Source organism: Paraburkholderia acidicola, from assembly GCF_002362315.1.
Lineage (GTDB): Bacteria > Pseudomonadota > Gammaproteobacteria > Burkholderiales > Burkholderiaceae > Paraburkholderia > Paraburkholderia acidicola.
The window spans coordinates 754,123-767,912 of sequence record NZ_MTZV01000002.1 but is presented as its reverse complement, the minus strand read 5'-3'; the positions used below and the strand labels follow the sequence as shown (position 1 = coordinate 767,912).

The 13,790-nt window shown below is 61.7% G+C and carries 4 protein-coding genes and 1 tRNA gene; all 5 read left to right on the top strand.

Translation table 11 applies throughout. The features are described from left to right. The first annotated feature begins 318 nt into the window (after window positions 1–318). The 5 genes from BWP39_RS05485 to BWP39_RS05465 all read left to right on the top strand — a co-directional run bounded on the left by BWP39_RS05485 (window position 319) and on the right by BWP39_RS05465 (window position 13,646). Window positions 319–1,632, top strand: a complete 1,314-nt coding sequence (locus BWP39_RS05485) for a replication-associated recombination protein A (protein ID WP_096717614.1) — start codon at window positions 319–321, stop codon at window positions 1,630–1,632. A 106-nt stretch (window positions 1,633–1,738) separates the two neighbouring features. Further along, window positions 1,739–3,031, top strand: a complete 1,293-nt coding sequence (gene serS, locus BWP39_RS05480) for a serine--tRNA ligase (RefSeq protein WP_096717612.1) — start codon at window positions 1,739–1,741, stop codon at window positions 3,029–3,031. Window positions 3,032–3,195: 164 nt separating this feature from the next. Continuing rightward, a tRNA-Ser gene (locus BWP39_RS05475) sits at window positions 3,196–3,286 on the top strand. Window positions 3,287–3,810: 524 nt separating this feature from the next. Further along, on the top strand, window positions 3,811–13,293 hold the full coding sequence (locus tag BWP39_RS05470) for a hemagglutinin repeat-containing protein (RefSeq protein WP_235851374.1): 9,483 nt from the start codon (window positions 3,811–3,813) through the stop codon (window positions 13,291–13,293). Beyond that, the gene (locus BWP39_RS05465; protein WP_096717608.1) at window positions 13,290–13,646 is read left to right on the top strand and encodes a hypothetical protein; all 357 of its coding nucleotides are present in this window, start codon (window positions 13,290–13,292) and stop codon (window positions 13,644–13,646) included. Before BWP39_RS05470 ends, BWP39_RS05465 begins: the two co-directional genes overlap by 4 nt. The last annotated feature ends 144 nt before the right edge of the window (window positions 13,647–13,790 follow it).

Sequence of the window (13,790 nt, the reverse complement as noted above, 5' to 3'; positions counted from 1 at the left end):
TGCCGTGCTGCCGTGCTGCCGTGCTGCCGTGCTGCCGTGCTGCTCGGTGCGCGGTCCGGCACCCGGCACCCGGCACCCGGCACCCGGCACCGGGCACACACTGCGCCCGGCTCGCTGCCCGCTGCGATCGATCTGCCATCGCTCCGGCTCGCGCTGCGGCTGTCATAATGCACGACTGTACCCACCGGCCGCCTGTCCACTGAGGTTCGCTAACCTTCACCGACATCCGCCCGGTCCGCTGCATTCGATGTCGCCCGCAACCGGGCGGCGGGTCCGGGCGACGTTTGTCCGGAAAGCCGAGATTATCCCCAAAACGCCATGTTCGAAGAACCCCGCGCCAATGTTCCGCTCGCCGAACGCCTGCGGCCCCGCTCGATCGACGAAGTGATCGGCCAGAAGCATCTGCTCGGCCCGAACAAGCCGCTGCGGGTCGCATTCGAGTCCGGCGAAGCGCATTCGATGATCCTCTGGGGTCCGCCCGGCGTCGGCAAGACCACGCTCGCGCGGTTGATGGCCGACGCGTTTCATGCGGAGTTCATCTCGTTGTCGGCGGTGCTTTCGGGCGTGAAGGATATCCGCGAAGCGGTCGAGACCGCGCAGGTCCATCGCGCGCACGGTCGCCAGACGCTCGTGTTCGTCGATGAAGTCCATCGCTTCAACAAGAGCCAGCAGGACGCCTTCTTGCCGCATGTCGAGTCCGGGCTGTTCGTGTTTGTCGGTGCGACGACCGAGAACCCATCGTTCGAGGTGAACAGCGCGCTGCTCTCGCGAGCCGCGGTGTATGTGCTCAAAAGCCTCGATGCCGACGAACAACGCGAGCTGCTTGAGCGCGCACAGCGGGAACTCGGCGGCCTCACATTCACCGACGAAGCACGCGACGCACTGATCGGTTCCGCCGATGGCGACGGTCGCAAGCTGCTCAACAACCTCGAGATCGTCGCGCGCGCGGCGGCCCAGCAGAAGACGAAAGAGATCGACGGTACGCTGCTCGGCAGCGCGCTCGCGGAGAATCTGCGCCGCTTCGACAAGGGTGGCGATGCGTTCTACGACCAGATCAGCGCACTACACAAATCGGTGCGTGGCAGTAGCCCGGACGGCGCGCTGTACTGGTTCTGCCGGATGCTCGATGGCGGCGCGGATCCGCGTTATCTGGCGCGCCGCATCGTGCGGATGGCGTGGGAGGACATTGGTCTCGCCGACCCGCGCGCGGGCCGCATCGCACTGGATGCTGCCGAAACCTACGAGCGCCTCGGCACACCCGAAGGCGAACTCGCGCTGGCGCAGGCAGTGATCTATCTGGCGGTCGCGCCGAAATCGAATGCGGGCTACATGGCGTACAACGAAGCGCGGCGTTTCGTCGGCAAGGATCAATCGCGGGCGGTGCCGGTGCATTTGCGCAACGCGCCGACGAAGCTGATGAAGGAACTCGGCTACGGCCACGAGTACCGTTATGCGCACGACGAACCCGATGCGTATGCCGCCGGCGAGACCTATTTGCCCGACGATATGCGCGAACCGCACTGGTACGAACCGACGCCGCGCGGGCTCGAAGGCCGGATCAGCGAGAAGCTGGCGCGGCTTGCCGAACTCGATGCGCAATGGCGCAGCGAGAACAAACCGAAGAAAGGCTGACGCCTGCCGGATAGCGCCGCGAAGGCGTCCCATCGAGAACCTGCCGGCGCCTGCGCGCCGGTGCGTTAAAATCCCCTCCTCACACAACGAATACGCGTCCCTCCTCATGCTCGACATCCAGCTGCTGCGCAAAGACATCGACGGCGTCGCGAAGCGCCTCGCCGATCGCGGCTATACCCTCGACGTCGCTGCGTTTTCCGCGCTCGAAGCGGAACGCCGCACGAACCAGACCCGCACCGAAGACCTGCAGGCGCGCCGCAACACCCTGTCGAAGCAGATCGGCGGGATGAAAGGGCGGGGCGAGGATACCTCGGCGGTGATGGCCGAAGTGGGCGGTATTGGCGACGAGATGAAAGCGTCGGCGGCGAAGCTTGAGGAAATCCAGACGAAACTCTCCGATCTGCTGCTCGGTGTGCCGAACCTCGCGCACGAGAGCGTGCCGCTCGGCAACGACGAAAGCGGCAATGTGGAAGTGCGCCGCTGGGGTACGCCGCGCGAGTTCGATTTTCCGGTGAAGGATCACGTGGATGTCGGCACACCGCTCGGGCTCGACTTCGAAACCGGTGCGAAGCTGGCCGGCGCGCGCTTCACGATGCTGCGCGGACAGATTGCGCGGCTGCATCGCGGGCTCGCGCAATTCATGATCGATACGCATACGCGGCAGCACGGGTACACGGAAATCTACACGCCGTACATCGTGAATCCGGAGATCCTGTACGGCACCGGACAACTGCCGAAATTCGCCGACGATATGTTCCGCGTCGAGAAGGGCGGTGGTGAGAATACGGTGACGCAGTATCTGATTTCCACGTCGGAAATCTCGCTGACGAACACGGTGCGCGACAGTATCGTCGATGCGAACGAACTGCCCATCCGGCTGACTGCGCACTCGCCGTGCTTCCGTTCGGAGGCTGGCGCCTATGGTCGCGACACGCGCGGGCTGATCCGCCAGCACCAGTTCGACAAGGTCGAGATGGTGCAGATCGTCGAGCCGGAAACGTCATACGACGCGCTCGAACAGATGGTCGGACACGCGGAAGCGATCCTGCAGAAACTCGAATTGCCGTATCGCGTGATTACGCTGTGCACGGGCGACATGGGCTTCTCTGCGGCGAAGACCTACGACCTCGAAGTGTGGCTGCCTGCGCAGGAAACGTATCGCGAGATTTCGAGCTGCTCGAATACCGAGGCGTTCCAGGCGCGCCGGATGCAGGCGCGTTATCGCAACGCGCAGGGCAAGCCGGAGCTCGTGCATACGCTGAACGGTTCGGGGCTCGCGGTGGGGCGCACGCTGGTCGCCGTGCTGGAAAATTTCCAGAACGCCGATGGCTCGGTGACGGTGCCGGCGGCGCTGCGTCCGTATGTCGACGGGATGGAACGGCTGCACCTGGCGGCTTGAGTCCGACGGGGTTCGTCGGGCAAAAATGGCTTGGAATCCGGTCTCAACTGTTCTATAATCTTCGCTTCGCCAAACAGCGACCCGTTTGGCGAAGCGGTTGAATGATCGAGAATCAACGTAGTTTGTGGTGCGATTTCTCGATCAATATCAACGCTATTCAAGCCGGAAAGGTGGCAGAGTGGTCGAATGCGCCGGACTCGAAATCCGGTGTACAGTTATGCTGTACCGTGGGTTCGAATCCCACCCTTTCCGCCAGAATTTTTCAAAGAACCCCGTAAAGTCGATGACTTGCGGGGTTTTTTGTTTTCGCAATCACAAATTGATTATCAAATAGCGCGGGCAGCCAAACATAATCCCCGAAAACCTGAAGTCCTTCATCGACCCGGCGGAGGTCTCGAACGGTTGAATCCCCAATTTCTATTCATCGAAAATCGGGGAGAAAGAAGTTTGGGCATCGGAATTCACTGAACGAAAATTAAAAGACGGTGACTCGGGCGAAGCGGGCACGTCGAGTGTCGATTCTGCGTGCTGGCAAGCAAGGATGGTATTTCACATCCAACCAACCTGATGACGCCCTTACAACTGTGATCCAGTTGGCCCTCAGGTATCCCGGTAGTCGGTGCGCTGAATAATGCGATATGCATACTGAGCGATATCTAACGATGCTTAACTTTCATTTGCCGGAAATAGCAGGTATTTTTGTGCCTTAAATCAGTTCCATCGTACAAATAAAAATGAATAAACAGACCTACCGCCTGATATTCAGCAGGCTCCGGGGGATGCTTGTCGCTGTTGAGGAAACTGCGGCTGGCTCCGGCAAGGCGAATCAGGGAGAAACCACTGTCGGGCATTCACGTCCAAACAGTCGGCGAACCATCGCGCGCCTGGCACTGCGTCATGCCGCCTTCGGCGCGCTGATGCTCGCGGGTGTAATCCCAGTCACGACTCCGGTCGCCCACGCGCAGATCGTGCCGGGCGGCGCGCACGCGCCGTCAGTGGTTCAGACACAGAACGGCCTGCCGCAGGTGAACGTGAACAGACCGTCCGGAGCGGGCGTGTCGATGAACACGTACGGCCAGTTCGACGTTCAGAAGCCGGGCGCGATCCTGAATAACTCGCCCACGATCGTCAACACCCAGCAGGCGGGATACATCAACGGCAACCCGAATTTCCAGCCGGGCCAGTCCGCATCGATCATCGTCAACCAGGTGAACAGCAACAATCCTTCGCAACTGAGAGGGTACGTCGAGGTTGCCGGGCGCAGGGCGGAAGTCATCATCGCCAACTCTTCTGGTCTGGTTGTTGACGGTGGCGGTTTTATCAACACATCACGGGCGATTCTCACAACGGGCTCTCCGCTCATCGGTGCGAACGGGAACCTCACTGGCTTCAACGTCACCGGCGGTCAGGTCACCGTGCAGGGCGCGGGGCTGAACGCAACAAACACAGATCAGGTGGACCTGATCGCGCGCGCCGTACAGGCCAATGCGGCGATCTACGCGAATACGCTGAACGTGGTGGCAGGCACGAATCAGGTTAAGCACGACACGCTTGCGGCTACTCCGATTGCGGGCAGTGGGGCAGCGCCCGGCGTGTCGATCGACGTCAGTCAACTGGGCGGCATGTACGCCAATCGCATCACGCTGGTCGGCACAGAAAACGGCGTCGGTGTTTCGAACGCGGGGGTAATTGCCGCGCAGGCAGGTGACCTGACACTCACGACGCAGGGCAAGCTGGTACTCACCGGCAAGACCAACGCGAGCGGCAATCTCTCCGTGTCTGCCGCGGGTGGCGTCGACAACAGCGGCACGACCTACGGTCAGCAGAATGTCTCCGTTTCCACGTCCGGGGCGCTGACGAACAGCGGCACGCTCGCTGCACAGCAGAACACCACACTCAATGCAGGCAGTGTTGCATCAACCGGCACGCTGGGTGGGGGCATCAATGCTGATGGCTCGATTGCGAAATCGGGTGACCTGAATGTGACTTCCTCGGGTGCTTTGTCCGCGACCGGCCACAATGCGGCCGGTGGCAGCGCTACGCTGACAGGCGCGGCTCTGAATCTCGCGAGCAGTCAGACCTCGGCGAACGGCAATGTGACCTTGCTGGCAAGCGCGGGTGACCTGACACTTGCCGGTGCGACGACCACGGCAGGTGGCACGCTGTCGGCCCAGGCACACGGCACGCTCACGAACGATAGCGGTGTGCTGTCTTCATCCGGTGCGCAAACAATCGCAGCCGGTGCCCTGTCGAATCAGGGCGGTCAGTTTGTCTCGCAGTCCACGCTGAACGTGAATACGGGCGGCACGGTGAACAACCGTCAGGGGATCATCCAGGCAGCCGGAAACGAAACCATCAACGCGGCCTCGCTCGATAACACGGCCGGTCGAGTCGTGTCGCTTGGCACTGGTGCACCGGGGACGCTGGACATCACCACGTCCGGTGCGCTGGTAAACGCGGCGGGTACCACGGGAGCAGGTACGACCGGTGGCGTGATCGGTAGCAACGGCGCGCTTAATGTATCGGCAGGTTCGATCTCTAACCAGGCGCAGATCAATGCGACTGGCAACGCGATCGTGCGCGCCCAGTCACTGGACAATCACGCTGGCAGCATCGTCGCAGGTGGCAGCCTCGGTACGACGATTGGTGGAGCACTCAATAACCAGAGCGGTACGCTCTCGGGTTCCGCGACGACGGTGTCGGCGGCATCGGTCGACGATACGAACGGCACGATCGAGGGCGACCAGCTCGCACTCTCTGCGACCGGAAATCTTGTCAATCGTGGCGGTCACATCACCCAGTACAGCAACACGGACCAGCGAGTTTCGGCCGGCGGCACGCTGGACAACACGGGTGGCACGATTACCTCCAACGCGACGAACCTGACCGTGTCTGCGCAGTCGCTGACGAACGACAGCGGATCGATCCAGCACGCTGGCACAGGTACGCTCGACGTCGGCACGACCGGAACCGTCTCGAACACGGGCGGCAAGGTAGTCACGAACGGCGCGCTCAAGGTGACCGGTGGCGCAGTGTCGAACCAGGGGCAGATGAGCGCGAAGGGCAACGCAACGGTGACCGCGCAGTCGCTCGACAACCATGCCGGCAGCATTGCCGCCGCTGGCAATCTCAATGCGACTGTGACGGGCGCGCTCGGCAACCAGAGCGGCACACTGTCGGGCGCGATCGCCACGGTGTCGGCCTCGTCGGTCGACGACACGAACGGCACGATCGAAGGCGATCAGCTTGTCCTCTCCACTACCGGAAATCTCGCTAATCGTGGTGGCCATATCCAGCAGTTCGGCAACGTGGATCAGACAGTGTCGGCGGGAGGCACGATTGATAACACCGGTGGCACCATCGCGACGAACGCGACGAACCTGACCGTCTCGGCGCAGGCCATCACGAACGATAGCGGATCGATCCAGCACGCGGGCACCGGATCACTTGCCGTAACCACGCCCGGCGCGCTGTCGAATGTGGGCGGACAGATCGCGACCAATGGTGCGCTCACCTCGAAGTCGGCAAGCCTCGACAACACGAAAGGCACTGTGTCCGCACAGGGTGTGGCGCAGGTCAACGCAACCACTGGACTCACGAACCACGGAGGTACCCTCTACGGCAAGACGGGTCTGACCGCAACGACCCAAGGCGCGCTCGATAACAGTTCGGGTTCCACGCAGACCGGTGGCAACCTGTCGGTGACAGCAGGCGGTGCGCTCTCGAATACGAACGGCACAGTCTCGGCCAACGGCGCCCACAGTACGATGGCCGTCTCGGGCTCCAGCATCGACAATACGTCGGGCAAACTCGCAAGCAGCGGCGATGGCGTGACCACCATCACGGCTACCACCGGAATCACGAACACTGGCGGCACGATGGGTGGCAACGGAGACGTGACGCTCAATGCGCAGACACTTGCCAACAACGCGAACGCAAATCTCGTGGCGGCTGGCGCTGCGAACCTGAACGTTACCAGCAACATCAACAACGCAGGCGGCACGATCTATGGCGGCACGGCGTTGAATCTGAACCAGCCCGGTGCCACGGTCACGAACGATGGCGGCAAGCTGGAGGGTGGTCAGGATGTGTCGATGCAGGTCGCATCGCTCTCGAACGCGGGCGGCGCAATCAATGCGAACCGCGACATCACGGTGAGCGGTGCTGCAAGCGGCGATGGAGGTATGACGGCCGGTCGGAACCTGTCGCTCAATGTTGCGGGCGACTATACCAACGGCGCGGCTAACAACCTGCACGCAGACGGCAACCTTAGCGTGTCAGCGACCGGAACCCTGACCAACAGCGGTACGCTTGCTGCGACCGGCGCACTGACAGCCAGCGGCGCAAACGTGATCAACGCGGCCGGTGCAGACATCAACTCGGCATCAACCACGGTCAATGCTGCGGGCACGCTCACCAACGCAGGTCGCATCGAGGGCAATTCGGTCACGACGAACAGCGCGACGCTCGCGAACACGGGCACGGTGATCGGGAATACCGTCCAGGTCAACGCGACCGACGTGCAGAACAGCGGCGCGGCGGCAGCGATCGCGGCCGCGCAGAATCTGGCCATCTACGCGTCGAACTCGGTGACCAATCAGGATGGTGCGCTGATCTACAGCGGCGGCAATCTCCAGATCGCGAAGGATGGCACGCGCGATAGCTCGGGGATGCTCGCGGACCAGACTGGGACGCTAACCAACAGTGCTGCCAGCATCCAGGCCGTGGGCGACATCGACATCGCCGCCCATACGGTCAACAACCTGCGCACCGGCGTGGTGACGCAGGCGGGCACCCCGCAGACCACCGGCTCCACGACGCTTACGTTCTGGACGGCGGGCATCCCGGTCGGCGACCTCGGTGATTACCAGAGCCAGACCTACCCGCAGTGGAAATTCAACGCCGGTGCAATCGGTGCGGCGTCGGTCGGTACCCTGGCGAAGCCCCTCACCGTGACCTTGACGGCGTCGCAGGTGACGAACCTGAACGCGACGACAAAGACGTTTTCGCTGACAACCCCGCTGACCGACACCTACACGGACGCAGACAGCCCGACTACTGAGCAATGCAATAACACGTGCTTCCAGGTTCGCACCCCGCAGACGCGCACCATCACGAACAATGCGACGCAGTACTACAACAGCATCACGGATAACGGCAACGGTACCTACTCGATTACGTTCTATCCGGACTACAACCCGAATACGAATATCAATCCAACCCAGGTCAAGGTTCGCACCGACCTGGGTTCGGACAACCACGATTACGTGGAGATGTCGCGCACGTCGACTACGACCACCACGACGGATCAGTTGCTGAACGCGGGCACGCAGGCGGTCATCCAGGCACAGGGCGCGATCCGCATCAACGCGGACGGCGGCAGCGTCAATAACCAGTCGTCCACGATGACGGCGGGCGGCGATCTGGTACGACGCGCGAACGGTGGCAGCGTGAACGACACGGGCACCGTGCTGCAGCAGGCCGTTACGTCGGACAGCCAGTCGACCTACTACTGGCACCAGAAGACGGGCAGCAGCACCGACACGAAGGTCGTCGATGACGGCATCACGCAAAGCGAATCCACGGTGACGGCGCTGCCCGCGCTTGCGACCCCCAACGGGTCGGTGCAGACAACCGCGCAGGACATCAACATCACCAGCGTGAACCGTCTTGGCCAGACGGTTACCGGCTCAGGTGTGACAGGCGGCGACGCAACGGGTACACAGCTCGGCGGCGTGAACGGACAGACGGCGGGTGTGAATACAGCGACCGGCGTGGGCGGGTTGACGGTGCGCCCGCAGACGTTGGGTGGCGTGTCGGGGGGCGTCCCGAACCTGAAGCTGCCGGTCAACGGCCTGTACACGTATCAGACGGCTCCAGGTACGACGTACCTGGTTGCAACCGATCCGCGTTTGACGAGCTACAGCAAGTTCATCTCCAGCGATTACATGCTTTCGGCACTGGGGCTGAACCCGCAGACCACAGAAAAGCGCCTGGGCGACGGTTCCTATGAGCAGAACCTGGTGATGAACCAGGTGACGCAACTCACCGGCCGCACGTTCCTCGCGGGCTACTCCGACAACATGGACGAGTACACGGCGCTGATGAACAATGGTGTCAGCTATAGCAAGGAGTTCGGTCTCACACCTGGCATCGCACTGACCGGTGCGCAGATGCAGCAGCTCACGACCGATATGGTGTGGCTGGTGTCGCAGACCGTCACACTGCCGAACGGCTCGCAGCAGACAGTGCTGGTCCCGACGGTCTATCTGGCGAAGGGCGACACGGTTGACCTGCAGCACAGCGGCGCGATCGTTGCGGGTAATTCGGTGAGCCTCAATGCCACCGGTAACGTCAACAACAGCGGTCACATCGTCGGCGATGTGGCGACGGCAGTGCTAGGCAACAACATTGTCAACAGCGGTGTGATCGGCAGCGGCGGCACAACGATGGTTGCGGCGCTGCAGGATGTGCGCAACACAAGCGGGCAGATTGGTGGTGTCGATACGGTAGTACAGGCCGGTCGCGACGTGATCAATGAGACACAGACCACCAGTGTGTCGCAGACGCTGCACGAAAGCGGCTTCACCTCGTCGGCAAGCTCGCAGGGCACAGTCGCGACCGGGACGATCTCTGCGTCGAGCAATGCGGTCGTGCTGGCAGGCCGTGATGTGAACCTGACAGGCGCATCGATCCAGACCGGGGGCGATGCGACGATAGGTGCGGGGCGCAACATCAACGCCGGCACGACGACGCTCACCGCGAAGCAGGATGCTGGGACCACCGACGGGCTGAACGGCGGCCATACGACGACCACACAGAATGTCGGTAGCACGATCACGACGGGCGGCAACCTGACAACGGTTTCAGGCGGGGATACCACCCTCATCGGTACCACCGTGAAAGCCGGTGGCGACGCATCGATGATTGCCGGCAACAATCTCACGGTCACGGCCGCACACGATACCACCTCGTACAACGGGCAATCGCTCGGCGGCAGCGAAGCGAAGCATACGGCGTCGAGCTACGACGAGACGGTACAGGGCAGCAACGTAAATTCCGGGAACAACCTGACGCTTGGCGCGGGCCAGACGGGCACGGCTGGCGCACTGCTATCGCAGTATGGCGTTGGCGTAGCATCCGATGCGCCGAAAGGCGGCGGCAATCTTAGCCTGCTCGGTTCGAGCGCGACGACAGGCTCGACGCAGGCGAACGGCACCACGAGCGGCGGGGCCACGACGCTGGCGGCTACCGGTGACATCAACGTCGGTGCGGTCAGCGAAACGCACGATTCGCAGAGCTGGGAACAGGTGAATCGCTCCGGCTTCCTGTCGAGCGACAAGACCACCAACCAGACGTCCTCGCATCAGGTGAATTCCGTTGGATCGACGGTCTCGGGCGACACGGTAGGGGCGATTGCAGGCCACGACCTGACGATCGCCGGTTCGACCGTCGCTTCGACTAACGACATGGCGCTGGCGGCCGGTCACAACCTGAACATCACGACGACGCAGGACACGAGCCAGAGCAGCAGTTTCCACGAAGAGAAGACATCGGGCCTGGGTGGAACCGGCGGTGCAGGCATCTCGTACGGCGCGAGCGACACGAAGGTAACGACGCACGACAGCTCGGTGACGCAGAACGGCAGTCTCGTGGGCAGCACGAACGGCAGCGTGGCGATGACGGCGGGCGACACGCTGCACATCACGGGCAGCCAGGTGATTGCGGCGCAGGATGTGACGGGCAAGGCGGCGACGGTCACGATTGACGCGGCGACCGGTACCAGTCACCACGACGAGACGCAGGAAACGAAGACGAGCGGTTTCACGCTCGGGCTCGCGGGTAGCATTGGCGATGCGATCAACGGCTCGATCCAGCAGTCGCAGGCTATCAGTAGCGGTGCGGGCGATGCGCGTGCGAAAGCGCTGCACGGTATCGCAGCGGCGGGCGATGCTGCGATGGCTGTTGCAGGCATGACAGGCGGATCGCTGGTAAAGAACCCGAGCGTTGGCGTCCAGTTGAGCTTCGGCACGAGCCAGAGCAAAAGCACCTCCAGCGAGGATCAGACGACGCAGACGGGTTCGACCGTGAAGGCAGGCGGCACGACGAGTTTCACGGCGACCGGGGGCGGTGACAACGCGAGCGCGCCGGGCAATGGCAACATCACCATTGCGGGTTCGGACGTGAGCGGAAACAACGTCGCGCTGACTGCGAAGAACCAGGTGAATCTCGTCAACACGACGAACACCGACTCGACGCGCAGTTCGAACAGTTCGAGCAGTTCAAGCGTGGGTGTGTCGCTCACCACGCAGGGTTTTGGTGTGTCCGCGTCGATGTCGAATGCGCATGGGGACGCGAATTCCGATGCGGCGATGCAGAACAATACGCACGTTACTGCGGCGAACAACGTGTCGATCACCTCAGGGGGCGACACGAACATCGTCGGTGCGAACGTGAGCGGCAATCACGTAGCGGCCGATGTGGGCGGCAACCTGAACCTCGCAAGCGTGCAGGATACGACCGTGAGTGCCGCGCATCAGTCGAGCGCAGGCGGCGGATTCGGCATCAGCCAGGGTGGCGGCAATCTGAGCTTCAGCGCGCAGAACGGTCACGCTGATGCGAACTACGCCGGGGTGAACGAGCAGGCGGGTATCCAGGCCGGTAAGGGTGGGTTCGACATCAACGTGAAGGGCAACACGGACCTTAAGGGCGCGGAGATTGCAAGCACGGCGGATGCTTCGAAAAACAGCCTGACGACGGGCACGCTCTCCTTCAGCGATATCCAGAACCAGTCGCACTACAGTGCGGCGAGTGGTGGGTTCAGTGCGGGTGCCGGTGTTGGTGTTACCGGCAAGGCGACAGGACCGGCCTCGGTTCCCGGATCGGGCGGCATAGTGCCGATGATGTTCCTGGATTCGAACGGTGACCAGAGCGCGACGACGAAAAGTGCCATCAGTGCGGGCGCGATCAACGTCACGAACGGGGCGGGCCAGACACAGGATGTAGCGAGCCTGAATCGCGACACGTCAAACCTGAACGGCACCGTGTCGAAGACGCCGGACATCAACAACATGCTGTCGGCTCAATCCGACACGATGAATGCGGCACAGGCGGCTGGTCAGGTTGTGGCGCAGGGGATCGGGGCGTATGCGGACGGGAAGGAAAAGCAGGCTCAGGACGCGGCAAATGCGGCCAAGGACGCCAACCGGCCCGATCTGGCAGCGCAGTATCAGGCGGAGGCAGACTCGTGGGCCGAGGGTGGCACCAATCGGGTTGCGCTGCACGTTGGGGGCGGTGCCCTTGTCGCGGGTCTCGGCGGCGGTAGTATCGGTTCGGCTGCGCAGGGTGCGGCAGGCGCTGGCGTGTCAGCTGCGCTGGCCGGAAACCTGAACCGGATTGCCGATACGATTGGTGGCACAACGGGCTCCATGCTCGCGGGCAACATCGTGTCAAACGTGCTGGCAGGTGCAGGCGGTGCACTGGTTGGCGGTACCACGGGTGCGTTCACTTCATCAAATGCGGACCTGTATAACCGCAGCACAGGCAACGGCGATGGCAAGGGTGGAACCGGAAACGAGTTCCTCGACCGTTTCAGCAAGTGGTCGGACAGTCCGCTCAGTACGCTGGGTAGTACGTTGACATCACTGGGCGACCAGTTTGTTGCGCTGATGAAGCACGATGCTCAGGTCAAGCTATCTGAACCTCCGACGGACCTCGCAGCCCAGGGTGTCGCGAACGGGCTGAACGCTGTGGTCGGCGCGGGAGGGAGGGAACCGCCAACTTCGAGTCCGGGAGCGGTGCTGGTGAATCCGGCTGCCGGACACGCGGTGGACGCCGCGCTGGGTGCGCCGGGGTATGTACCGGGCACGGCGACGATCGCTGATGGTGGTGGCGACGGCAACTCCCAGCAGTCGGCGTCTGACGGCGTTAATCCACCGGGAAGAGCGCAGTCACGCATCAATCTGGATAATGACGGTGTAAACCATTTGGTTGATCGCCACCTTGATCCGACTGTCAACGCGAGTCAGTTCACTATTAGTCAGAGCGATGTTCTTAACCTGTTGCAGGATCCGAAAACGGTATCTACTCCGATTACCCGAGAAGTGCAAAGCGCGCAAGGAATTAGATATATTAGAGAAGTCGATGTTGGGAGTCCCATTGGGACAGACAAGTTCAACAATGGTCAATCTACATCCGTAATGACTGTCATGACGGATAAGTACGGGAATCTTGTAAGCGCTTTCCCTGGGAAATTGAAATGAGTACAGGTAAACAGAAGGCAGTAGAAGCAATTCGGCAGGATTTGCTTCAAAGTTCCGCAAGCTTGCTTGCTGGTAATGAGGCCGATGCTTTGGGCGGGGCTTTGCGCCGCTTCTTCCCAAAACTGAGTCATGCCTTTGTGGTGCATTGGATACCAGAACAGGCAGAGGATATTTACTGGGTTCTTGTGAGCCGAACTGACATCGCGGAAATTGAAATTCCACGAAGTAATTATGCAGAGGCGAATCCTCCGTTGCTAAAAATCTTAGACGTTGGTGCTTATCGGGAGAAGCGGCATTCGCGTGACGTTCGACAAAAACTGGAGATTGGACTCGAACTGATCAAAAGCAGCTAAAGTTTCGCAAGCGGCAAATCTGGCATTGGCCGGGTTTGCTGTTTGTAGGTGCCGTTTATTTCCGTCTGCTGAGTCGTTGGCTTACGGTTTCGGCTTCTGGCATGAATTATGCTAAAGACAAACGATGGCGCGCACATTCGTGTC